This is a genomic window from Streptomyces sp. NPDC057302, from assembly GCF_042667685.1.
Classification (GTDB): Bacteria; Actinomycetota; Actinomycetes; order Streptomycetales; family Streptomycetaceae; genus Streptomyces.
In genome coordinates this window covers 43,120-65,201 of the sequence record NZ_JBHUZJ010000009.1, presented here as the reverse complement: position 1 = coordinate 65,201, position 22,082 = coordinate 43,120, and the positions used below count along the sequence as shown (strand labels likewise).

The window sequence follows — 22,082 nt, the reverse complement described above, 5'->3', positions numbered from 1 at the left end:
CGCACACCACGCCCAAGTTCCGTTTCCCCCAAGGGAGTTGGCTGTTGGAGACCGCAAGGTGACGCGCAGCGGAAGGCTCCGTCCAGCCCTTCTCGTGGCGCTGCTCTGCGCCGTTCTGGCCGCGCTCTGCGTGCTGTCGATCGGCCTCGGCGCGGCCAATGTTCCGCCGGACCAGGTCGTGCGCGCGCTCTTCGGCCACGCGCCGAGCAGGCTCGTGGAGAACATCGTCTGGTCGGCCCGCGTGCCGCGCACCACGCTCGGCCTCGCGGCGGGCGCCGCCCTCGGTCTCTCCGGCGCGCTCATGCAGGCCCTGACCCGCAATCCACTCGCGGACCCGGGCATCCTCGGCGTCAGCGCCGGTGCCTCCTTCGCCATCGTCCTGGCCGTCGGGGTGCTCGGCGTCGGCTCGTTCCACGGGTACGTCTGGTTCGCCTTCGCGGGCGCCCTCGTGGCGAGCGTCCTGGTCTATCTCCTCGGCAGGCTGGGCCGCTCCGGCCTGACGCCGGTCAAACTGGCGCTCGCCGGTGTCGCGGTGACCTCGCTGCTCTCCTCCCTCACCAGCGCGATCGCGCTCACCGACCCCGACGCGCTCGACCGCTACCGCTTCTTCTCCGCCGGTTCGATGGCCGACCAGGACGGCGCCACGGTCCTGCGGATCCTGCCCTTCATCGCCGTGGGCACGGCCCTCGCCCTGGCCTGCGCCCCGGCCCTCAACAGCCTGGCGCTCGGCGACGACGTGGCGGCCTCGCTCGGCCGGCGGCTCGGCCTCGTCCGGCTCCAGGGGGTCACCGCGGTCACGCTCCTCACCGGGGCGGCGGTCGCGGTGATCGGACCCGTGGTCTTCATCGGGCTGATCGTTCCCCATGTCGCCCGGGTGCTCGCCCGGTCGGCGGGGATCGGCCCGGACCACCGCTGGCTGCTTCCGCTCTCGGCGGTGCTCGCCCCGTGCCTGCTGCTCGCCGCCGACATCGTCGGACGCCTCGTCGCACGGCCCACCGAGATCCAGGCGGGTGTCGTCGTCGCCTTCATCGGGGGCCCGTTCTTCATCGCCATGGTCCGCCGGCGCCATCTGTCGGAGGTGTGACGATGAGTGGTTCGACCCACCGGACCCACCAGTCCTATCGGACCTATCGGACCTATCGGCTGGCCGTGCCGCCCGTCTCCGGGATCATCCGTCCCCGGCTCGTGGCGCTGGGAGCGGTGCTCGCCGTCAGCTGCTTCCTGCTGTTCTGCTGGGGCCTGACGATCGGCGACTACCCGATCGCCTTCGCCGACGTCGTGCGCGCGCTGGCCGGCTCCGGCGATCCGGGCACCGTACTCGTGGTCCAGGAACTGCGGCTGCCCCGCGCCCTGGTCGGGCTGCTCGCCGGGGTCGCCTTCGGCATGTCCGGCGCGCTGTTCCAGACCATGACCCGCAATCCGCTGGCCAGCCCCGACATGATCGGCCTGACGCAGGGCGCGGGCACCGCCGTCGTCGCGGGGATCATCCTCGGCTGGGACGGCGGCCTGGGCACCCAGGCGCTCGGGCTGCTCGGCGCCCTCGCGACGGCGCTCATCGTGTACGCCCTGGCCTGGCGCCGCGGCGCCACCGGCTACCGGATCATCCTGGTCGGCATCGGAGTGGCCTGGATCTGCACCAGCGCGACCGACTATCTCGTGGCCAAGGGCGGGCGGTTCCAGGCGCAGGCCGCACTGGGCTGGCTGGTCGGCAATCTCAACGGGCGTACGTGGGGCCAGGTCGGGCCGCTCGCCCTCGCGCTCGCGGTGCTGCTGCCGTCGGCGCTGCTGCTCGGGCGTCTTGTCCGCACCCTCCAGCTGGGCGACGACGTGGCCACCGGGCTCGGCACGCGGGTGCAGCCGGTGCGCCTGGCCGTACTGCTCTGCGGTGTCGGGCTCGTCGCCTTCGCCACCGCCTCCGCAGGACCGGTGGCCTTCGTGGCGCTCGCCGCGCCGCAGATCATCCAGCGCCTGGCCCGCACCGCGTGGCCCCCCACCCTCGCGTCGGGGCTGACCGGGGCCGTGGTGGTCCTCGGCAGTGACCTCATCGCCCGCACCCTCGTCTCCGGCACGGAACTGCCGGTCGGAATCGTCACCGGCGTGCTCGGCGCGCCGATCCTGCTCTGGCTGCTCGCCCGCGCCAACCGCGCGGGCTCAGGAGGTTGATCCCATGTCGGCTGACACTCCGGCTGACTCGCTGTCGACCGACCCCGCCCCCGCCGGACCCGCTCCGGCCGCCGACGTGGGGCTGCGGGCCGGCGGCCTGCGCCTGGCCTACGGCAACCGCCTGGTGGTGGACGGCCTCGACCTGTCCGTCCCGCCGGGCCGCATCACGGCCATCGTGGGCGCCAACGCGTGCGGCAAGTCCACCCTCCTGCGCGCCATGGCCCGGCTGCTCGCGCCCCTCGACGGCAGCATCCACCTGGACGGCCGCGCCCTGCACTCCCTGCCGAGCCGCGAGCTGGCCCAGCGCCTGGGCATCCTGCCGCAGAGCCCGGTCGCGCCTGAGGGCCTCACCGTCATCGACCTGGTCAACCGCGGCCGTTCACCGCATCAGACCTGGTGGCGCCAGTGGTCGAAGTCCGACGAGCACGCCGTCCACGAGGCGCTGGCCGCGACCGGCATGACCGATCTCGCGGACCGTCCCGTGGACGAGCTCTCCGGCGGGCAGCGCCAACGCGCCTGGATCGCCATGGCGGTCGCCCAGGGCACCCCCGTACTGCTCCTCGACGAGCCGACCACCTATCTCGACCTGGCCCACCAGATCGACGTACTCGACCTGATCACCGACCTCAACCGCCGCGAGAACCGCACCGTCGTGATGGTGCTGCACGACCTCAATCAGGCCTGCCGCTACGCCGATCACGTCGTCGCCATGAAGGCGGGGCGGATCGCCGCCGAGGGCACCCCGGCCGAGGTCGTCACCGCAGACCTCGTGCGGGACGTCTTCGACCTGAAGTGCCGCATCACGCCGGACCCGGTCAGTGGTACGCCACTGGTCATTCCCATGGGCCGTCACCACGGGGAATCAACTTAGGGTAGCCTCACCTAGATTTTCCGCACTGTCGTTGACCAGCCCTGGAGAGGTGGCGGGTGAGTACTTCAAGTCCGTCGGGCCGGGACGTCCTGAGAGATTCGGTACGGGGGCAGCGGCGCGATGTCGCCGTCGGCTCCCTGCTGGGTTCCGGCCACCAGATCGGCGAGGCCCTTGTCCCCGTCCTGATCGGCGTCGCGATCGACCAGGCCGTCACCGACTCCGACACCGGCGCCCTGCTCGTCTGCCTCGGCGTACTCGCCGTCGGCTACGTGGCGCTCGCGCTGAGCTTCCGCTTCGGCGCCATGGCCGGTGAGCGTGCCGCCGCCCGCGCCGAGCACACTCTTCGCATATCCCTCGTACGCCGCATACTCGACCCCGGCGGCGGCGCCGAGGAAGGCCGCCTTCCCGGCGCCCTGGCCAACATCGCGACCGAGGACGCCAAGCGGGTCGGCGCCGTCAACATGGCCCTGATGTCCGGGATCTCGGCACTCACCGGCATCCTCACCTGCGCCGTCGTCCTGCTGCGCATGTCGCTGACGCTCGGCCTCGTCGTCCTGCTCGGCACGCCGGTCCTGCTCTGGCTCGGGCACCTCCTGAGCAAGCCCCTGGAGAGCCGCAGCGAGGCCGAGCAGGAGCGCGCCGCCCACGCGTCGGCCGTCGCCGCCGACCTCGTGACGGGCCTGCGCATACTCAAGGGCATCGGCGGCGAGTCGGCCGCCATCGCCCGCTACCGCACCACCAGCCGCGACTCCCTCGGGGCCACCCTGAAGGCGGCCCGCGCCCAGGCCTTCCAGAGCGGTGTGGTCCTCGCCCTGACCGGGTGCCTGATCGCCGCCGTCGCGCTCGTCGGCGGCAGGCTCGCCGCCCAGGGCAGCATCAGCCTGGGCGAGTTGGTCTCGGCGGTCGGCCTCGCGCTCTTCCTGATCGGCCCCCTGGAGACGCTCGCCTGGGTCAACGCCGAGCTCGCCCAGGGCCGGGCCTCGGCCACCCGGATCGCGGAGGTCGTCGCCACCGCGCCCACCGTCACCGCCGGGGACCGGAGCCTGCCCCAGCCGGTGCGCGGCGCCGTCCGGCTCGACGGCGTACGGCACGGCGGGCTGCGCGGGGTGGATCTGGACATCGCGCCCGGCGAACTGCTCGGCGTGGTCGCCACCGACCCCGCGCACGCCAACGACCTGCTGCGCTGCCTGGCCCGGCGGTCCGATCCCGACACCGGGACTGTGGAACTGGACGGCATACCCCTGCGCGACCTCGACCCGGCCGAACTGCGCACGGCGATGCTCGTCGCCGATCACGACGCGGACCTCTTCGCCGGCACCGTCCGCGAGAACGTCACGGCGGCGGCGCCCGACGGCGCGGCCCCGGAACAGGCGATGGCGGCGGCCGGAGTGACGCAGGTCGCCCAGACACTGCCGGACGGCGAGCACACGCCGGTCGGCGAGCGCGGCCACTCGCTCTCGGGCGGGCAGCGCCAACGGGTCGCCCTGGCCCGTGCCCTCGCGGCCGAACGGCCCGTCCTGGTGGTCCACGATCCGACCACCGCGGTCGACGCCGTGACCGAGGCCCGCATCGCCGCGGGGCTGCGCGAGATCCGCAAGGGCCGCACCACGGTCCTGGTGACCACGAGCCCCGCGCTCCTCTCGGTCACCGACCGGGTGGTGCTCCTGGACGGCGGACGGGTCACCGACACGGCCCCGCACGCCGACCTGATCCAGCGTCATGAGGCCTATCGCACGGCGGTGTTGGCATGAACGATTCCTCGGCAGAGCAGCAGACGGACACCCGCGAGCTGCTCCCCACCGCCACCGCAGTCCGCACCCGCGCCGCGGTCCGCGAGCTGGTGCGCCCGCACCGGGGCCTGGCCCTCGGCGGCTTCGCGGTGATGATCGCGGCGACCGCTGTGGGACTGCTCGTCCAGCCGGTACTCGGCCGCATCGTCGACCTGGTCGCCGACCACCGCCCGGCGGGAGACCTCACGCTGCCGGTCGTCCTGCTGGTCCTGATCGCCCTCGCACACGGCGGGACCACTTCGCTCGGCCTCTCGCTCGTCTCCCGGCTCGGCGAGACCGTGCTCGCGCAGCTGCGCGAGCGGTTCGTGGAGAAGGCCCTGCGGCTGCCCCTCGAACAGGTGGAGAAGGCCGGCGCGGGAGACCTCACCGCGCGGGTGACCCGGGACGTCTCGGTGGTGGGCGAGGCGGTGCGCAGTGCCCTGCCCGAACTGGCCCGTTCGCTGCTCGCCATCTTCCTCACGCTGGCCGCGATGGCGGCGCTCGACTGGCGTTTCCTTCTCGCGGCCCTCCTCGCGGTGCCCGTCCAGGCGTCCACCGCCCGTTGGTACGTCCGCCATGCCGTCCCCCTCTACGCCCAGCAGCGCATCGCCACCGGGGCCCAGCAGCAGCAGCTGCTCGACACCATCGCCGGGGCGGGCACCGTGCGGGGCTTTCGGATCGAGGAGGAGCACACCGCGCGGGTGACCCGGCGTTCGTCGACCGCGGTCGCGCTGAAGATGCGCGGCATCCGGCTGGTCCTGGACTTCTACAACCGGCTGCACGTCGCCGAGTACACCGGCCTCGCCGCGGTCCTCGTCACCGGTTTCCTCCTGGTCCGCTCGGACTCGGTCTCCATCGGCACCGCGACCGCCGCCGCGCTCTACTTCCACAGCCTGTTCACGCCGGTCAACTCCGCACTCGTACTCCTGGACGACGCCCAGTCCGCGACGGCCTCGCTCGCCCGCCTCGTCGGGGTCGCCGACGAGCCGACCCCGCAGCCCGCGCGCGCCCAGGACACGGCGACGCGGCGGCGGGAGCCCGGCGCGGCGCCCGACGGCACCGTCACCGTGACCGGCATCGACCACGCGTACGTACCCGGCCGTCCCGTCCTGCGGAACGTGGACCTCACGCTCCGGGCCGGGGAGCGGGTGGCCCTCGTCGGCCCGAGCGGTGCGGGCAAGACCACCCTCGCCAAGCTCATCGCGGGGGTGCACCGGCCGACCTCCGGCTCGATTCACCTGACCGGGACGCCCGGCCGGGGCAGCGGGCTGCCGGTGGCCCTCGTCACCCAGGAGACGCACGTCTTCGCCGGGCCCCTCGCGGACGATCTGCGCCTGGCCCACCCCGATGCCACGGACGACGAGCTGCGCACCGCGCTGACCGACGTCGACGCGCTGGAGTGGGTCGAGGCGCTGCCCGGCGGCCTGGACACCGTCGTGGGCGACGGAGGCCACCGCCTCACCTCCGCCCAGGTCCAGCAACTCGCCCTGGCCCGGCTGATGCTGGCCGATCCGCCGGTGGCCGTGCTCGACGAGGCGACGGCCGAGGCCGGAAGCACCGGCGCGCGGCTCCTGGAGAAGGCCGCGGGCCGCGCGGTCGAGGGACGCACCGCGCTCGTCGTCGCGCACCGCCTGATCCAGGCCGCGACGGCGGACCGGATCGTCGTCATGGAGGGCGGCCGGATCGTGGAGAGCGGCACCCACGATGAACTGCGCGAAGGCTCCGGGCCCTACGCCTCCCTGTGGCAGGCGTGGTCCGGCACCCGCACCGCGACCGGCAAGGACGCCCCGAAGACCCCCACGCACCGTGCTGGACCCGACACCACCACCGTGAAGGACGACGACTGATGCCCGTCTCTGCCAGACGCACCCGCCTCGCCACGGCGTTCGCCGCCGCTCTCCTCCTTCTCGGCACCGCCACGGCCTGTGGCTCCGGGGACGGTTCCGACACGGGCTCGGACGACGCCGGGTCCGCGAACGGCGCCTTCCCGGTGTCCATCGCGCACAAGTACGGCAGCACCACCGTCAAGGCGGAACCCAAGCGGATCGTCACGGTCGGCCTCACCGACCAGGACGCCGTGCTCGCCCTGGGCAAGGTGCCCGTCGGCACGACCGAGTGGCTCGGCGGCTACAAGGGCGCCATCGGCCCCTGGGCCACCGACGAGCTCGGCGGCGCCAAGGCGCCGACCGTCCTGAAGGACACCGGCACGGGACCGCAGACGGAGAAGATCGCCGCCCTGCGCCCGGACTTGATCCTGGCCGTCTACGGAGGCCTGACCAAGGAGCAGTACACGACCCTGTCGAAGTTCGCGCCGGTGGTGGCGCAGCCGAAGGAGTACAACGACTTCGGGGTCCCGTGGCAGCAGCAGACCAAGACGATCGGCAAGGCGCTCGGCCAGGAGGCCAAGGCGAAGAAGCTGGTGACGGGCGTCGAGGCCGACTTCAAGACCGCGGCCGAGGAGAACCCGGACTTCGCCGGGTCCAGCGCCGTGATGGCCACCCCGTACGAGGGAATCTTCGCCTTCGGCAGCCAGGACCCCCGCTCCCGGGTGCTCGCCGGCCTCGGCTTCACGCTCCCGGGCGACCTGGACAAGGTCATCGGCGACGAGTTCGGCGCCAACATCAGCAAGGAGCGCACCGATCTCCTGGACACCGACGCGATCGTGTGGATCGCGACGGACCCGGCGAAGGACGAGGCCAAGCTCGACAAGAACCCCCTCTACGGCGACCTGGACGTGGCCAAGGAGGACCGTGAGGTCTATGTCGCGGAGGCGAGCGACTACGGCAACTCCGTCTCGTTCGTGTCGGTCCTGAGCCTGCCGTACATGCTGGAACGCCTGGTGCCGCAGCTGGCCTCGGCCGTCGACGGCGACACCGCGACGAAGGTGAAGCAGCACGCCGGGAGCCAGTGAACGTATGATCAGCCGATGTCTGACACGACCGAAACCACGCCCGGCTGGCTGACCTCCGACGAGCTCGAGCAGGCCCGTTCACGCATGCCGATCCTGTACGTCGAGGCCGTGCCGGTGCGCGTCGACGACAACGGAGAAGTCACCAGCATCGGACTCCTGTTGGGCATGGGCCGGGACGGGGCGGTCAGCCGCTCCCTGGTCTCCGGCCGGGTCCTGCACCACGAGCGGGTCCGGGACGCCCTGCTGCGCCACCTGGAGAAGGACCTCGGCCCGGCGGCGCTCCCCCGCGTCCCGGCCTCGCTCCAGCCCTTCACCGTCGCCGAGTACTTCCCGACCCAGGGCATCACGCCCTTCCACGACCCCCGCCAGCACGCGGTGTCCCTCGCCTACATCGTCCCGGTCGCCGGTGACTGCCGTCCCCGTCAGGACGCTCTGGACCTGGCCTGGTTCAGTCCGCAGGAGGCCTCCTCCGAGGTGGTCCAGCACGAGATGCCCGGCGGCCACGGCGTCCTGCTCAAGCAGGCCCTCGCGCACGCCGGTTGCCTGTCCTGAGGGATGCGCGGAGTCCCGGGGAAAGGCACGGAGAGAGGCATGACGGATTAGGTAAGGCTCGGCTAAGTTGATCGGCGAGTGCCTCCCTCCGGAGGCGCATCTGCCAAGGAGATCGACGCAGCATGAGCTCAACCATCCGCCGGGCCCGCCGTACCACCGCGATCACCGTGTCGCTCGCCGCGGGAGGTGCGCTGGTCTCGGCCGGCACCGCGCGTGCCGAGGCCGCCGAGACCGGCTCGCCCACCGCGTCGGCGCCGGTCAGGCAAGGCCTGTACCAGTCCGCGTACTCCGAGCGGAACGACGCGCTCTGGATGACCTCCTCCGTGGGCATGCCGCCCGCCACCGTCACCGACTCCCGGCTGCTGAGGGTCGACCCGGACACGCTGAAGGTCGAGAAGGCGTACGCGCCGCCGGTCACCGACGCGGCCACCGGCGCCGTCGAGTCGGTCTACGGAATAGCCGTGGACGACGAGCACAACACCGTCTGGACGACCAACACCCGCGACAACTCCGTCGCCGTCTACAGCCAGCGCACCGGCAAGCGCCTGGCCACGCTGGCGAACGTGAACCACGCCCGCGAGATAGTCGTCGACGAGCGGCGCGACACGGTGTGGGCGAGTTCCTTCGCCGACGGCAGCCTCGTCGCGTTCGACTCCGCCACCTTCAAGGAGAAGAAGCGCGTCACCGTCCCCGGCACCGGCCCGACGGGCATCACCGTGAACGAGCGGACCGGTGCGGTGTACGCCGCCGACTACCACGGCGCCCGGATCATCGAGGTCTCCCCCAAGGCCGCGGGCCCGCGCCTCATCCCGGCCGGCAAGGGACCGCTCTCCATCGCCCTCTCCAAGAACGGCCGCACCGCCTACACCGCCGACCAGACCTCCGGCACCGTCACGGTCGTCGATCTGCGCAAAGGCGCCGTCGTGAAGTCCGTGGCCACCGGCGGGGGCACCAAGTCCGTCGCCGTCGACCGGCGTTCGGGGCATGTCCTGGCCGTCAACCGCACCACCGCCACCGTCACGGTCGTCGACCCGCGGAAGGGCGCCGTCGTGAAGTCCGTGGCGACCGGCGCGAACCCCAACCACGTCCACGTGGCCGAGGGGCACGCGTACGTGGTCGACAAGTCGGCATCCGGTCCCGCGGGCGAGGATCTGCTGACCCGCGTGCGCCTGGGCCGCTGACGCGGGTTCAGGGCGAGGGCTGCGGAGTCATCCGGTGCAGCCCCTTGCGGTCGTAGTAGCGGGTCATCGCGAAACCGAAGGCCATGGCGATCGCGCTGCCGACCGCGATCATGATCCAGGCGCGGCCGAGGCCGGCATCGGCGCGGGCGTCGAAGAAGAGGATGGCGCGGACGCCCCCGCTGAGCTGGCGCATGGGCTCGAAGATGCCGAGGAAGCGGTAGAAGCCGGGGACCGCCTCCAGCGGGATGGTGGCCCCGGACGAGGGCAGGCCCAGGACGATGAACACGAACATGGACACCAGCTGGCCGATCCCGCCAAAGGCCGCGTTGATGGCCTGGACCCCCAGGCCCACCGCGAGGCTCGCGCAGTAGGAGAAGATCCACAGCAGCGGCAGGTGGGTGGCGTCCATGTCGAGGATGACGATGGTGGCCAGCATGACCAGGCTGGTGGTCAGGATGGTGATGCCCGCGGTCATGGCCATCTTCAGGAGCAGCGTCTGGGTGCGGCTGATCGGCACGGTCGGGCGGCGGGTGTGCCACGGGCCGATCTCGCCGTCCGCGTAGCCGAGGGCGGTGTCGACGCCCATGTTGATGAGGTTGGCCCCGAGGAACCCTCCCAGGACGAGCAGCAGCGTGTAGTAGAACGCGCTCAGGCCGAGGCCGCTGTTCTCGCCGATGGGGTGGCCGACCTGGGTGGTGATGCCGACGGGGTCGGTCAGCAGCAGGCCCGCGGTGGCGCTCGCCCCCTTGTCGGCGCCTGCCGCCTTGAGCTGCTTGCCGATGGCCTGCGAGGACTGCTGCGCGGCCGCCGTGACGATCTTGCTCGCCAGGGAGGAACCGAGGCTGCCCATTCCGGGGTTGGTCAGCACCGTCATCGTCGGCCGCTCGGTCGCGCGCGCGGTGGTGAGCGCGGCGACGGAGTCGCTGAAGTTCGCGGGGATGAGCAGGGCGCCGTAGATCTTGCCGGAGTCGAGCTGGTCCTGGGCCTCTGCCCGCGTGAGCCCGCGCCAGTCGGCCTTGTCGCTCGACGTGTCGTCCAGGACGGTCCGGGCGACCTGCGTCCCCAGGTTCTGCTTCTGCCCGGCCGGCGGCTGCCCCTGGTCGGAGTTGACGACGGCGATGGGAAGATCGCGCAGATCGCGGTTGGGGCTGATGATGCCGCCCATGTAGAGCAGGGAGAGCAGCAGGGCGAGCAGCCCGGCCAGAACGGTGGGCACCAGCCACAGCTTGGGGAGGCGCAGGAGCACGGAGGCGCGGGCCTCGGTGCCGGTGTGCCGGGGAGCGTTGTCGTCGTCCATGGTGACCACCTTGGGCGCCGCGTGGGACACCCGGGGCGATCAACACGTTCAGGGGCGAAGGACCAGGCGAATGGGTTCGCCCGGTCCTTCATGGCGCCGTGAGTCCTGCGCGGCCCCACGAGTCCCGCACGGCCCCACCAGGAAGCGGGCTAACCGCCGACGAAGGCCCGCACTCCTTGTGACACTCCGTCATCCCCCAGCAGGTCGTTGTGTTTCAGGCAGCCCGCCGCGTGGTTCGCCGCTCCGGTGATCGGCACGCTGTTGTCGGGGTTGATGACCTCGTCGCAGTTGGACCACCAGGTCGCGTACGCGACGTCGCCCGGCGTCTCGTCGCCCTCCGCGAGCCCGTCCTGGACGTACGAACCCGGTGTCATGTCACGGCACGCCTGGGACCAGGCGGCGCAGGCCCAGGCCGTGGCGGTGCCGTGGTTGGGGCCCGCGAGCGAGGCCCAGTGGGCGACCTTGCCCGTGCCGCCGCCGTGCTTGACGTACCAGCGGGTGACGAGGCTGCCGAAGGAGTGGGCGACGATGTCCACCTTGGCGGCGCCCGACCGCGCGCGCACCTCGTCGACGTAGGCGGCGAACCTCCCTGAGAGCACTTCGTTCACCGACTTGCTGGTGTCGTACCCCCAGGAGAACAGCTCGGCGTCCGTGTAGCCGGACGCCTTGAAGTCCTCGCGCAGGGAGCCCCACACACCCGGGTCGGCGTTGTAGCCGTGGACGAAGATCACTGGTGTGCGGGCGGCCGCCGGGGTCTGGTCCGCCTGGGCCGGGGTCAGCGGCATCAGCAGGGCGGCGGCGGCCGCGATGGTCAGCGGGACGGAAAATCGGCGCAGCACGGGTTCCCCCTCGGTCGGCGGACGTCACCGCGTTCTCGTGACTCCTGAGCGGTGCCGAGAATGGTGGGGTCTGCGCCGCCGAATGAACAGCCCTGTGCGGCAGGGGAGTTACCGCGGGTACGCCCGGGGGCTACGCCTCGTCCTCCGGGTTCCAGTCCAGGAGGCGCACCTTCGCGACCGTCCGCACGTGCCGGCGCATCGCTGCTGCCGCCGCCCGGCCACGGCCGCCCTCGATCGCGTCGAGGATCTCGTGGTGCTGGGCGAGGGAGCGGGCGGGGCGCCGCACCTGGCGCAGCGATTCGTTGCGGCTCTCGGTGATCTGCTCGGCGATGGAGCGCATGAACTCGGCGAGCAGCGCGCTGTGCGCGGACGCGGTCACGGCCGCGTGGAAGAGCCGGTCGCCCTCGACGCCGTGCTCCCCCGCCTCGATCTCCCGGGCCATGGTGTCGAGGGCGCCCCGCATCGCGCGCAGGTCCTCGTCCGTGCGCCGCTCGGCGGCCAGTTCGGCGAGCTTGGTCTCCAGCGCCTCGCGCGCCTCCAGGACGTCGGGCAGCCGCCGCTTGCGCTCCACGAGCCGCTCCACGGGCTCGGCGTCCAGGCTGTCCTTGACCAGATAGGTGCCGCCGCCGTGCCGCACCTCGACCAGGCCCTGCACTTCGAGTACGACGATGGCCTGCTTGACGGAGGCGCGGGACACGCCGAGGCGCTGGGCCAGTTCACGCTCGGGCGGCAGCCGGTCACCGGAGCGCAGGCCGCCCTCTCCGACGTAGGCACGCAGCCGGTCGAGCACCTGCTCGTACAGCCTCGTCCTGCCCATGGGGCGCAGCGCGTCAGACATCCCAACCCCCCATGTCGGTCCCCGTACCGATGGATTCGCAGCCTAACAGCGGCCGACCCGGTGGACGAGTGGCCAAGTGGTCCAGCCAATTTGCGTCCGATCTCTTGACGGCCGAAACCGATACCCCGACGCTGAGTTCCGCCAACGGCCAAATTGGCTCAGCCACTTGGCCACTGAGGGTCGGCCCCAGGGACGGGAGCCCACGATGTCCGCCGAACTGATCTCCATCCTCGTACTCGTGGTGGTCTTCGTGATCGCCACCACCCGCTCCATCAACATGGGCGCGCTCGCCTTCGCCGCTGCCTTCGTGGTCGGTGAACTGGTCGCCGACCTCGACGCGGACGGCATCTTCGCCGGTTTCCCCGGCGATCTGTTCGTCGTCCTGGTCGGTGTGACCTATCTGTTCGCCATCGCCCGCGCCAACGGCACCACGGACTGGCTGGTGCATGCCTCCATCCGTCTGGTGCGCGGCAGGATCGTCCTGATCCCCTGGGTGATGTTCGTGATCACCGCGGCGCTCACCGCGATCGGCGCGGTCAGTCCGGCCGCCGTCGCGATCGTCGCGCCGATCGCCCTGAGCTTCGCCGCCCGGTACGGAATCAGCCCGCTCCTGATGGGCGCCATGGTGGTGCACGGGGCGCAGGGCGGCGGTTTCTCCCCCATCAGCATCTACGGCTCGATCGTCAACGGCATCATGGAGCGCGAGAAGCTGCCCGGGAACGAGGTCGCGCTCTTCCTCGCCTCGCTCGTCGTCAACGTCATCATCGCGGGAGTCGTGTTCGTCCTCTTCGGCGGGCTGAAGCTGGGGCGCCTCGGCACCGTCGAGGCGCAGGACGGGGCGGCCGGCGCCGGTCCGGAAGAGGCCAAATCGGCCGAGTCCGGGCCGGGTTCGCGGCTCGATCCGGCCAAGATCGCGACCCTCGCCGCTCTGGTCGCCCTCGTCGTCGCCGTTCTCGCCTTCGACCTCGACGCCGGTCTGAGCGCCATCACCCTGGCCGTGATCCTGAGCGCGTTCTGGCCCGACTCCAGCCGCAAGGCCGTCGGCGAGATCGCCTGGCCCACCGTCCTGCTGATCTGCGGCGTGCTCACCTACGTCGGCGTGCTCGAGGAGATGGGCACCATCGACTGGGCCGGTGAGGGCGTGTCCGACATCGGCGTGCCGCTCCTCGCCGCCCTGCTGCTCTGCTACATCGGGGCGCTCGTCTCCGCCTTCGCCTCCTCCGTGGGGATCATGGGCGCGCTGATCCCGCTCGCCGTGCCGTTCCTGGCCCAGGGCGAGATCGGCGCGGTCGGCATGATCGCGGCGCTGGCCGTCTCCGCGACCGTCGTGGACGTCAGCCCCTTCTCGACCAACGGCGCGCTGGTGCTCGCCGCGGCCCCGGACGTGGACCGGGAGCGCTTCTTCCGGCAGCTGATGATGTACGGCGGGATCGTGGTGGCCGTGGTACCCGCCGCGGTGTGGCTCGCCTTCGTGGTGCCAGGATTCGGGTAGGACCAACCCTCGAACACCCGAGGCCGGTCCTGCGGCCCGCACCGACGACAGCTCGAAGCACCTCGACGACGACCAAGGAGATACGCAGCGTGAGTTCTCCCCACCCGCCCCTCTTCCCCTCCCTCGCCACGGGCCAGGACCTCCCGGCCCTGCGCTTCGGCGAGCGTTCGCTGACGTACGCCGAACTCGCGGCGGCGGCCGGTTCCCTCGCCGCCTCGATCGGCTCGCAGCGCCGGGTCGCCCTGTGGGCGACGCCGACCCTGGAGACCGCCGTCGGCGTCGTGGCCGCGCTCATCGCCGGTGTGCCCGTCGTGCCGCTCAACCCGAAGATCGGCGAGGGCGAGCTGGGGCACATCGTGGCGGACAGCGCTCCGACGGCCGTGCTCGCGGCGCCGGGCGACGAACTCCCCGCTCCACTCCAGGTGTTGCAGCGTACGGACATCACGCTCACCGGCGGCGCGACGGCCGCGGAGACGGCCGCCGCCCCGCCCGACGAGCCCGACCCGCAGGCCCCCGCCCTGATCGTCTACACCTCGGGCACCACCGGGCCGCCCAAGGGCGCGGTGCTGCCCCGCCGGGCCTTGGCCGCCACCTTGGACGCCCTTGAGGACGCCTGGCAGTGGACGTCCGACGACGTGCTGGTGCACGGCCTTCCGCTGTTCCATGTGCACGGTCTGATCCTCGGCATCCTGGGGCCGCTGCGCCGGGGCGGTTCGGTGCGGCACCTGGGCCGGTTCTCCATCGAGGGGGTGCGGCGGGAACTGACCGACGGGGCCACGATGCTGTTCGGCGTCCCCACCATGTACCACCGCATCGCGGAGGCGCTGCCCACCGACCCGGCCCTCGCCAAGGCCCTGTCGGGCGCGCGGATCCTGGTCTCGGGGTCCGCCGCGCTGCCGGTGCACGACCACGAGCGGATCGCGGCGGCGACGGGACGCCGGGTGATCGAGCGGTACGGCATGACGGAGACCCTGATGAACACGAGCGTGCGGGCCGACGGCGAACCGCGCGCCGGAACCGTCGGGGTGCCGCTGCGCGGCGTGGAGCTGCGGCTCGTGGACGAGTCGGGCACCGAGACCTCGGACGGGCAGGAGGTCGGCGAGATCGAGGTGCGCGGCCCGAACGTGTTCACCGAATATCTCAACCGGCCCGACGCCACCGCCACGGCGTTCACCGCCGACGGCTGGTTCCGCACCGGGGACATGGCGGTGCGCGACGACGACGGCTACGTACGCATCGTCGGACGCAAGGCCACCGACCTCATCAAGAGCGGCGGCTACAAGATCGGCGCGGGGGAGATCGAGAACGCCCTGCTCGAATTCCCGGGCGTACGGGAGGCCGCGGTGACCGGTGAGCCGGACGACGACCTGGGCGAGCGCATCGTCGCCTGGATCGTGCCGACGGATCCCGACACGCCGCCTTCGGCAAAGGACTTGGCGGACCATGTGGCCGCCCAGCTCGCCCCGCACAAGCGTCCACGGGTCGTGCACTATCTGCCGGAGCTGCCCCGCAACGACATGGGGAAGATCATGAAGCGGTCCCTTCATGCCTGAATCCGTTCCTGGGTCCGGGCATGAGCATGGGCCTGGGCCTGGGTCCGGGCTTGGGCCTGGGTCCGCGCCCGGGTCCGCGCCCGGCGGTCCGGCCGCCCTTCGCTCGACCGCGCGGGCGGCCGTCAGCGCCCTGGCCGATCAGGGCTCCTTTCGCGAACTCCCCAACCCCTCGCCGGAGATCACGGAGGGAAGGCAGGACGGCCCGCTCGACTGGCAGGGATACGCCGACTCCCGCGCCCGAGCCGAGGAACGCACCGGCGAACGCGAGTCGGTGGTCTGCGGCACCGCCACCGTCGGCGGCGCCCGGGCGGTGATCGCCTCCTTCGAGTTCGGCTTCCTGGGCGGCTCCCTCGGCGAGCGCACCGGGGACCGCCTGGAGGCCGCGCACCGCCACGCCCGGGACCACCGGCTGCCCGTCGTCTCGCTGATCGCGACGGGCGGCAGCCGCGTACAGGAAGGCATGCGCGCGCTGGTCCAACTGCAGCGCGTGGCACGTCAGTCCGAGCTCACCGGCGCTGCGGGCCTCGCCCGGATCGCGGTCCTGCGCGATCCGACCACGGGTGGCGGCTGGGCCACGCTTGGCGCGGGCGCCGACCTGATCCTGGCGCTGCCCGGCAGCCAGGTCGGCTTCGCCGGGTCGCGGGTACGCCCGGCGGACACGGATCCGGCGGCGTACACCGCCGAGTCCCAGCTCGCGGCGGGCGCGATCGACGAGATCGTACGTCCGCAGGAGCTGCGTGAAGCACTGGCGCTGCGCCTCCGGCTGCTGACCGCACCCGCCTCCGCCGCCTCCCCCGAACCCGCAGAGCCTCCCGCCGCACTCGGCCGCACCGACCTGCCCGCCACCGGCTGGGACGCCGTCAGCCGCGCCCGCTCCCCCGAACGACCGCGTGCCGGCGCCTACTTGGATGCCTACTTCAGCGATCGCGCGCCGCTGCGGGGCGACCGGTGCGGGGGCGCGGACCCGGGGATGCTCTGCGGGTTCGGGGTGCGCGAGGGGCGGACGGTCGCCTATGCCGCACAGTGCGGGACGGCGACGACGCCCGCCGGGTACCGCACCGCGGCCCGTCTCGTACGGCTCGCGGGGCGGCTCGGCATTCCCGTGCTCACACTCGTCGACACGCCGGGGGCCGCGAACGGGGCTGAAGCCGAACGCGCGGGCGCGGGCGCGGCGATCGCCGATCTGTTCGCCGCCGTCGCCGCCTCACCGGTGCCGGTCACCTCGCTGGTCATCGGCGAGGGTGGCTCCGGCGGCGCACTCGCCCTCGCGGCGCCGGACAACCTCTGGGCCACACCGGACAGTTACTTCTCGGTCATCGCCCCGGAGCTTGCCACCGCCATCCTCAAGCGGGGGCCGGAGGAGACCCGGTCGACGGCGGAGCAGCTGCGCCTGCGGCCCCAGGACCTGCTCGAACTCGGCGTCGTACGCGGTGTGGTGACGTGACGTCACCGGTGGGGACGGCGGACGAGGGTCAGGGCGCGGCATCACCCTGTCCTTCCACGACCTGAGCTGCCATGCGCAGACAGATCTCGGGGAGCTCCGGAGCGCTGCGGATCCAGTCCTCGGTCTCGACACCGGCGACGACGCCCGCCGTCCACAAGGTGGCCAGCAGACGGGTGGCCAGATCGCGCTCCGCGCCCCTGGCCCCGGGAGCCGCACGGCGGACGGCCACGGTCGCCCGCTCGATGAGGGAGGGCTCCAGCAGCCAGCGTATGCCCGCTCCGGCCTCCACGAGGAAGCCGGAATAGATCGCCATGAAGACCCGCGAGGTGTCGGTCTCCTCTTCGAGGCCGACCCTCGCCTGCTCGGTGAACTGGGATATCAGACCCAGGTGGTCGCCCAGATGACTCGACGGAGTTCCGCGGCTTCGCCGACGTTCGCCATCGGTCATGTCACACCCTCCGTCCGCTCCCGGCGTCAGGAAGTCGTACAGCACCAGACACCCCTGCCTGGTCGATGTGCGAAGCGTCATCCGGACCACCTCCGTGCGCTTCTCGACCCCTCTTGACGCTGCTTGACGCTTCTTACGGACCCGTGACGAAGCCCCGTCGGTGATCGTCACTCCGGCTCCTCACACCTAGCGTGGGCCGCATGCGCGTACTTGTCACCGGCGGAGCCGGATTCATCGGATCGCACGTGGTCGAAGCCCTCACCGGACGCGGGCACGAAGTGGCGGTCCTCGACGCCCTGCTGCCCTCCGCCCATGCCGAACCTCCGCGGCCACCCGCCGGTCAGCGGTGGACCGTGGCCGACGTCCGGGACCGGGACGCGGTGCGGGATGCGCTGCGCGGGGTGGACGCGGTCTGTCATCAGGCGGCGATGGTGGGGCTCGGCAAGGACTTCGCGGACGCCCCCGAGTACGTGGGCTGCAACGACCTGGGCACGGCCGTCCTGCTCGCCGCGATGGCCGATGCCGGGGTACGGGATCTGGTGCTCGCCGGGTCGATGGTGGTGTACGGGGAGGGGCGTTACGAGTGCGCCGCGCACGGGGTGGTCCGACCGGGCCCGCGTGCGGCGGCGGATCTGGACGCCGGGCGCTTCGAGCCGCACTGCCCGGACTGCGGGGCCGAGTTGACCCCGGGCCTGGTGGGCGAGGACGCGCCGGCCGATCCCCGCAACGTGTACGCGTCGACCAAGCTGGCGCAGGAGCATCTGGCCGCCGCGTGGGCGCGGGCGAGCGGCGGCCGTGCGGTGTCGTTGCGCTACCACAACGTGTACGGCCCCGGCATGCCCCGCGACACCCCGTACGCCGGTGTGGCCTCGTTCTTCCGCTCCTCCCTTGAGCGGGGCGAGGCACCCCAGGTCTTCGAGGACGGCCGCCAGCGGCGGGACTTCGTGCACGTACGGGATGTGGCGGCGGCCAACGCGATGGCCGTCGAGGCGGTGCGCGAGCGGGATGCCGGGGCGTTCACGGCGTACAACACCGGCAGCGGTGAGGCGCACACCATCGGGGAGATGGCCCGCGAGCTCGCGCAGGCGTTCGGCGGCCCCGTTCCGGAGGTGACGGGCGAGTACCGGCTCGGCGACGTACGGCATGTCACGGCGGACTCTGCGCGGCTGCGGGCGGAGCTGGGGTGGCGGGCCGAGGTGGGCTTCGGCGAGGGGATGGCGTCCTTCGCCAAGGCGCCGCTGCGGGGGTAGGACAGTCCCGTCGGGGTCGCTTCAGAGGGCCGTCGGCAGCGGGTCGCTTCAGAAGGCCGTCGGCAGCGGGTCTCTTCAGAGGGCCGCCGCCGTCGGCAGTGTGACCTCGAAGCAGCAGCCGCCCGCGACATTGCGTACGGCTGCCCGGCCCTGGTGGGCTTCGACGATGCCGCGCACGATCGCGAGGCCCAGGCCCGCGCCCGCCGGGGGTGTACGGGACTGGCTGCCGCGCCAGCCGGTGTCGAAGACGCGGGACAGGTCCTCCTCGGGGATGCCGCCGCAGCCGTCGGTCACGGACAGGACCACGCCGTCCGCGGAGCGCTCCGCGGCCACCGCGACGGTCCCGTCGGCCGGGGTGCGGCGGATCGCGTTGATCAGGAGGTTGCCCAGGACGCGGCTCATCTCCTTGCTGTCCACCTCCACCGGGACGGCCTCGACGCTGTCGCCCACGAGACGCACCCGGTGCTCGCGGGCGAGCGGGTCGACGCCCGCGAGCGCGTCGCCCACCAGGTCGTAGACGGAGATGCGCGAGGGGGAAAGGGCGAGGGCGCCCGCGTGGATGCGGGAGAGTTCGAAGAGGTCGCCGACCATGGAGTTGAGACGCTCGACCTCGGTGCGGATCTGGCGCAGATAGCGGTCGGGGTCGGCCGCGACGCCGTCCTCCAGCGCTTCGGACATGGCGCGCAGTCCGGCCAGCGGGGTACGCAGGTCGTGCGAGATCCAGGCGACCAGTTCACGCCGTGAGCGTTCCAGGGCCCGCTCGCGCTCGCGGGACTCGGCGAGCTTGGCGCTGGTCGACTCCAACTCCCTTGTCAGGGCGGCGAGTTCAGCGCTGACGAGTTCGGGCGGCGCCGCGAAGCTGCCGCCGTCGCCGAAGGAACGGGCCGCCAGGGTCAGGGCGTTGCTGCGGGCGACCACCCAGCGGCCGAGCAGAAGCGCGGTGGCGAGCGAGACCACGGCGGCCATCGCCACGACGACGGTGACCACCTTCAGGTCGTGCGACGAGAGGAACATCTCCCAGGCCACCGCGAGCGTCCCGCCCAGCATCGCGAGCACCGCGACGGCCGCCACGACGGTCATCGCCACCACCAGGGAGCGGCGGCGCAGCAGGCGCAGCGCCAAGGCGCCCAGGAGTCCGGCGCTCGCGGCGCCCAGGAAGGCGAAGAGGGCGATGAGGAGGATGTCCCGCATGAGGCTCAGCCTTCGGCTAGGGGTGGTACGCGGTCGCGTCGGGCGGTCGGGGCGTCGGGGGTGTCGGTCGCGCTGCGGGTATCGGGGGCGGCGGGGAGGGGCCGTGGGTCGCCTGCGTTCGGCGGGTCGCCGGCGCCCGGCGGTGTCTCTTCGCCGCCCGGCGGTGTCTCTTCGCCGTCCGGCACGTCCAGGCGGTAGCCCAGACCCCACACCGTCTGGATCAGCCGCGGCCTGGCGGGGTCGTCCTCGACCTTGCCGCGCAGCCTGCGGATGTGGACGGTGACCGTGGACAGGTCACCGAACTCCCAGCCCCAGACCTCCCGCATCAGCTCCTCCCGGCCGAACGCCTGGCCGGGGTGGCGCAGCAGAAAGGCCAGGAGGTCGAACTCGCGCAGGGTGAGGGCGAGTTCGGCCCCGCCCTTGGTCGCGCGGCGCGCGGCCGGGTCCACCCACAGGCCGGCGGCCCGCAGCGTGGTGACGGCCTCGGCAGCGCGGGCCGCGCTGCTGCGGCGCAGTACCGATCCCACCCGCAGGACCAGCTCGCGCGGGCTGAACGGCTTGGTGACGTAGTCGTCGGCCCCTATCTCCAGGCCCAGGATCCGGTCGTCCTCGTCGCCGCGTGCGGTGAGCATGATGACGGGCACGGGCCCCTTGGCGCGCAGACGGCGGCACACCTCCAGGCCGTCCATGCCGGGCAGCATCAGGTCGAGGACGACCAGGTCGGGCCGGAACACCCCGGCGCGCTCCAGCGCCCCGGGGCCGTCCTCGGCGCGGTCGACCGTGTAGCCGCCGCGCTCCAGGTAGCCCGCGACGACCTCGGCGACGGTCGGATCGTCGTCCACGACGAGCACCCGGGGCACGTCGGGCGCACCGGATCCGGCGGGCGGGCGGTCCTGCGGCGGTGACTGCATACGGCAAGCCTCGCACCTGTCGCGCGGAGATCTGCCGGTCAGACCGGTCACCGGTTGCCGACGTCCCTGTTTCGTAAGAACCTCAAGTCCGATATGTCCGGTTCAGATTCATAGGGTGAGTCACATGACCCCCTCCCCCCTCCCCTCCGCAGAGCCCGACGAGCGAGCCGTTCGGGTCGACGTCGTCCTGCCCTGCCTCGACGAGGCCGCCGCGCTGCCCTGGGTCCTGGAACGCATCCCCCGGGGCTGGCGGGCCGTCGTCGTCGACAACGGCTCCACCGACGGCTCGGCGGACATCGCCCGCGCCCTGGGCGCCACCGTCGTGCACGAGTCCCGGCGGGGCTTCGGGGCCGCCTGCCACGCGGGCCTGACGGCGTCCGACGCGGACGTCGTGTGCTTCTGCGACTGCGACGCCTCCCTCGATCCGGGGCTGCTGCGGCCCTTCGTACGCCGCGTGGCCGACGGAGAGGCCGATCTGGTCGTCGGACGGCGGCGCCCGCAGGGACGCGGCGCCTGGCCGCCGCACGCGCGCGCGGGCAATCTGGCGCTCGCGCGGATGCTGCGGCGGCGGACCGGCGTACGCCTGCACGACCTGGGCCCGATGCGGGCGGCGCGGCGCGAGGACCTGCTCGGGCTGGACCTGACCGACCGGCGCAGCGGATACCCCCTCCAGATGGTCGTACGGGCGGCCGACGCGGCCTGGCGGATCGAGGAGCGTGACGTGCCCTATCTGCCGCGCTCCGGGAAGTCGAAGGTCACCGGAACGTGGCGGGGGACGTGGCACGCGGCACGCGACATGCGCGCAGTACTCGCGGAGGAACCACGGACGACCTCTACGGCTGGTGCGGGGCACGCGGCGGGCGGTGCACGGTGACTGCTGTACCTACTGGGCCTACTGGGCCCACCGCACCCGCCGAGCCCGCTGAACCTGCTGGGCGCGCCGCACCCGCTGGACCCACCGAGCCCTCTGAGCGCGCCGCACCCGCTGAGCCTGCCGTGCCCGCCGCACCCGGCGAGCCCGCCGTACCGGCCATGCCCGCTGAGTCCGCGACGCTCGCCATGCCCACCGAACCCGCTGAGTCCGCCCTACCCGCTGAGCGTGCTCAACCCGCTGCACCCGGCGAGCCCGTAGCGCCTGCCGAACCTGCCATGCCCGCTGAGTCCGCAGCGCTCGCCATGCCCACCGAACCCGCTGAGTCCGCCCTACCCGCTGAGCGTGCTCAACCCGCTGCACCCGGCGAGTCCGTAGCGCCTGCCGAACCTGCCATGCCCACTGGGCCCGCAGCGCTCGCCAACCTCGCCGTACCGGCCGTGCCCACTGAGCGCACCGCACCCGCCGCACCCGCCGCACCGACCGCACCGACCGCACCGA

The 22,082-nt window shown here is 72.5% G+C and carries 19 protein-coding genes; 13 read left to right on the top strand and 6 right to left on the bottom strand.

Features of this window, described 5'->3' with window-relative positions; genetic code table 11:
• The first annotated feature begins 58 nt into the window (after window positions 1–58).
• The 8 genes from ACFUPX_RS09665 (at window position 59) to ACFUPX_RS09630 (ending at window position 9,447) form a co-directional block, all read left to right on the top strand.
• Window positions 59–1,084: a FecCD family ABC transporter permease gene (locus tag ACFUPX_RS09665; RefSeq protein WP_383318770.1), complete on the top strand. Its 1,026-nt coding sequence runs from the start codon at window positions 59–61 to the stop codon at window positions 1,082–1,084.
• A gap of 2 nt (window positions 1,085–1,086) precedes the next feature.
• On the top strand, window positions 1,087–2,163 hold the full coding sequence (locus ACFUPX_RS09660) for a FecCD family ABC transporter permease (RefSeq protein ID WP_383318767.1): 1,077 nt from the start codon (window positions 1,087–1,089) through the stop codon (window positions 2,161–2,163).
• Window positions 2,164–2,167: 4 nt separating this feature from the next.
• Entirely contained in the window at window positions 2,168–3,034 is an 867-nt protein-coding gene (locus tag ACFUPX_RS09655) for an ABC transporter ATP-binding protein (protein ID WP_383318764.1), read from the top strand.
• Between the two features lie 56 nt (window positions 3,035–3,090).
• The gene (locus ACFUPX_RS09650) at window positions 3,091–4,785 is read left to right on the top strand and encodes an ABC transporter ATP-binding protein (RefSeq protein ID WP_383318761.1); all 1,695 of its coding nucleotides are present in this window, start codon (window positions 3,091–3,093) and stop codon (window positions 4,783–4,785) included.
• Window positions 4,782–6,650, top strand: coding sequence for an ABC transporter ATP-binding protein (locus tag ACFUPX_RS09645; RefSeq protein ID WP_383318758.1), 1,869 nt, complete (start codon window positions 4,782–4,784; stop codon window positions 6,648–6,650). Before ACFUPX_RS09650 ends, ACFUPX_RS09645 begins: the two co-directional genes overlap by 4 nt.
• Window positions 6,650–7,714: an iron-siderophore ABC transporter substrate-binding protein gene (locus tag ACFUPX_RS09640; RefSeq protein WP_383318755.1), complete on the top strand. Its 1,065-nt coding sequence runs from the start codon at window positions 6,650–6,652 to the stop codon at window positions 7,712–7,714. The genes ACFUPX_RS09645 and ACFUPX_RS09640 overlap by 1 nt, the downstream gene beginning before the upstream one ends.
• A gap of 15 nt (window positions 7,715–7,729) precedes the next feature.
• Window positions 7,730–8,266 carry an NUDIX hydrolase family protein gene (locus ACFUPX_RS09635; protein ID WP_383318752.1) on the top strand — a complete coding sequence of 179 codons (537 nt, stop codon included), beginning with the start codon at window positions 7,730–7,732 and terminating at the stop codon, window positions 8,264–8,266.
• 122 nt (window positions 8,267–8,388) lie between these two features.
• Window positions 8,389–9,447, top strand: a complete 1,059-nt coding sequence (locus tag ACFUPX_RS09630; protein ID WP_383318749.1) for a YncE family protein — start codon at window positions 8,389–8,391, stop codon at window positions 9,445–9,447.
• Between the two features lie 7 nt (window positions 9,448–9,454).
• On the opposite strand, the gene ACFUPX_RS09625 is transcribed toward ACFUPX_RS09630, so the two are convergent.
• The 3 genes from ACFUPX_RS09625 to ACFUPX_RS09615 all read right to left on the bottom strand — a co-directional run bounded on the left by ACFUPX_RS09625 (window position 9,455) and on the right by ACFUPX_RS09615 (window position 12,421).
• Window positions 9,455–10,744, bottom strand: coding sequence for a YhgE/Pip domain-containing protein (locus ACFUPX_RS09625; RefSeq protein ID WP_383318746.1), 1,290 nt, complete (start codon window positions 10,742–10,744; stop codon window positions 9,455–9,457).
• Between the two features lie 149 nt (window positions 10,745–10,893).
• Complete coding sequence (locus ACFUPX_RS09620) at window positions 10,894–11,583, bottom strand: esterase/lipase family protein (RefSeq protein ID WP_383318743.1); 690 nt, start codon at window positions 11,581–11,583, stop codon at window positions 10,894–10,896.
• A 130-nt stretch (window positions 11,584–11,713) separates the two neighbouring features.
• Complete coding sequence (locus ACFUPX_RS09615; protein ID WP_383318740.1) at window positions 11,714–12,421, bottom strand: FadR/GntR family transcriptional regulator; 708 nt, start codon at window positions 12,419–12,421, stop codon at window positions 11,714–11,716.
• A gap of 205 nt (window positions 12,422–12,626) precedes the next feature.
• On the opposite strand from ACFUPX_RS09615, the gene ACFUPX_RS09610 reads away from it, so the two are divergent.
• The 3 genes from ACFUPX_RS09610 to ACFUPX_RS09600 all read left to right on the top strand — a co-directional run bounded on the left by ACFUPX_RS09610 (window position 12,627) and on the right by ACFUPX_RS09600 (window position 16,910).
• Window positions 12,627–13,913: an SLC13 family permease gene (locus ACFUPX_RS09610; RefSeq protein ID WP_383318737.1), complete on the top strand. Its 1,287-nt coding sequence runs from the start codon at window positions 12,627–12,629 to the stop codon at window positions 13,911–13,913.
• An 89-nt stretch (window positions 13,914–14,002) separates the two neighbouring features.
• Window positions 14,003–15,466 carry an acyl-CoA synthetase gene (locus tag ACFUPX_RS09605; RefSeq protein WP_383318734.1) on the top strand — a complete coding sequence of 488 codons (1,464 nt, stop codon included), beginning with the start codon at window positions 14,003–14,005 and terminating at the stop codon, window positions 15,464–15,466.
• Window positions 15,459–16,910, top strand: coding sequence for a carboxyl transferase domain-containing protein (locus ACFUPX_RS09600; RefSeq protein WP_383318731.1), 1,452 nt, complete (start codon window positions 15,459–15,461; stop codon window positions 16,908–16,910). Before ACFUPX_RS09605 ends, ACFUPX_RS09600 begins: the two co-directional genes overlap by 8 nt.
• 28 nt (window positions 16,911–16,938) lie before the next feature.
• Here the strand turns inward: ACFUPX_RS09600 and ACFUPX_RS09595 are convergent, their stop codons facing one another.
• Window positions 16,939–17,439 (bottom strand): hypothetical protein, encoded by a 501-nt coding sequence (locus ACFUPX_RS09595; protein ID WP_383318728.1) that lies wholly within the window; start codon window positions 17,437–17,439, stop codon window positions 16,939–16,941.
• A 119-nt stretch (window positions 17,440–17,558) separates the two neighbouring features.
• On the opposite strand from ACFUPX_RS09595, the gene ACFUPX_RS09590 reads away from it, so the two are divergent.
• Window positions 17,559–18,608: an NAD-dependent epimerase/dehydratase family protein gene (locus ACFUPX_RS09590; protein WP_383318726.1), complete on the top strand. Its 1,050-nt coding sequence runs from the start codon at window positions 17,559–17,561 to the stop codon at window positions 18,606–18,608.
• A 75-nt stretch (window positions 18,609–18,683) separates the two neighbouring features.
• On the opposite strand, the gene ACFUPX_RS09585 is transcribed toward ACFUPX_RS09590, so the two are convergent.
• Window positions 18,684–19,799 (bottom strand): sensor histidine kinase, encoded by a 1,116-nt coding sequence (locus ACFUPX_RS09585; RefSeq protein ID WP_383318723.1) that lies wholly within the window; start codon window positions 19,797–19,799, stop codon window positions 18,684–18,686.
• Between the two features lie 5 nt (window positions 19,800–19,804).
• Entirely contained in the window at window positions 19,805–20,710 is a 906-nt protein-coding gene (locus ACFUPX_RS09580; RefSeq protein ID WP_383318720.1) for a response regulator transcription factor, read from the bottom strand.
• Between the two features lie 124 nt (window positions 20,711–20,834).
• On the opposite strand from ACFUPX_RS09580, the gene ACFUPX_RS09575 reads away from it, so the two are divergent.
• Window positions 20,835–21,584 carry a glycosyltransferase family 2 protein gene (locus tag ACFUPX_RS09575; protein ID WP_383318717.1) on the top strand — a complete coding sequence of 250 codons (750 nt, stop codon included), beginning with the start codon at window positions 20,835–20,837 and terminating at the stop codon, window positions 21,582–21,584.
• Window positions 21,585–22,082: the final 498 nt, after the last annotated feature.

What these genes read in the sequence shown, in the direction of transcription:
- ACFUPX_RS09610 (WP_383318737.1), top strand. Translation starts at nt 12,627, where the DNA reads ATGTCCGCCGAACTGATCTCCATCCTCGTACTCGTGGTGGTCTTCGTG.
- ACFUPX_RS09580 (WP_383318720.1), bottom strand. Translation starts at nt 20,710, where the DNA reads ATGCAGTCACCGCCGCAGGACCGCCCGCCCGCCGGATCCGGTGCGCCC.
- ACFUPX_RS09615 (WP_383318740.1), bottom strand. Translation starts at nt 12,421, where the DNA reads ATGTCTGACGCGCTGCGCCCCATGGGCAGGACGAGGCTGTACGAGCAG.
- ACFUPX_RS09625 (WP_383318746.1), bottom strand. Translation starts at nt 10,744, where the DNA reads ATGGACGACGACAACGCTCCCCGGCACACCGGCACCGAGGCCCGCGCC.
- ACFUPX_RS09645 (WP_383318758.1), top strand. Translation starts at nt 4,782, where the DNA reads ATGAACGATTCCTCGGCAGAGCAGCAGACGGACACCCGCGAGCTGCTC.
- ACFUPX_RS09655 (WP_383318764.1), top strand. Translation starts at nt 2,168, where the DNA reads ATGTCGGCTGACACTCCGGCTGACTCGCTGTCGACCGACCCCGCCCCC.
- ACFUPX_RS09640 (WP_383318755.1), top strand. Translation starts at nt 6,650, where the DNA reads ATGCCCGTCTCTGCCAGACGCACCCGCCTCGCCACGGCGTTCGCCGCC.
- ACFUPX_RS09600 (WP_383318731.1), top strand. Translation starts at nt 15,459, where the DNA reads ATGCCTGAATCCGTTCCTGGGTCCGGGCATGAGCATGGGCCTGGGCCT.
- ACFUPX_RS09585 (WP_383318723.1), bottom strand. Translation starts at nt 19,799, where the DNA reads ATGCGGGACATCCTCCTCATCGCCCTCTTCGCCTTCCTGGGCGCCGCG.
- ACFUPX_RS09635 (WP_383318752.1), top strand. Translation starts at nt 7,730, where the DNA reads ATGTCTGACACGACCGAAACCACGCCCGGCTGGCTGACCTCCGACGAG.
- ACFUPX_RS09630 (WP_383318749.1), top strand. Translation starts at nt 8,389, where the DNA reads ATGAGCTCAACCATCCGCCGGGCCCGCCGTACCACCGCGATCACCGTG.
- ACFUPX_RS09595 (WP_383318728.1), bottom strand. Translation starts at nt 17,439, where the DNA reads ATGACGCTTCGCACATCGACCAGGCAGGGGTGTCTGGTGCTGTACGAC.
- ACFUPX_RS09575 (WP_383318717.1), top strand. Translation starts at nt 20,835, where the DNA reads ATGACCCCCTCCCCCCTCCCCTCCGCAGAGCCCGACGAGCGAGCCGTT.
- ACFUPX_RS09660 (WP_383318767.1), top strand. Translation starts at nt 1,087, where the DNA reads ATGAGTGGTTCGACCCACCGGACCCACCAGTCCTATCGGACCTATCGG.
- ACFUPX_RS09590 (WP_383318726.1), top strand. Translation starts at nt 17,559, where the DNA reads ATGCGCGTACTTGTCACCGGCGGAGCCGGATTCATCGGATCGCACGTG.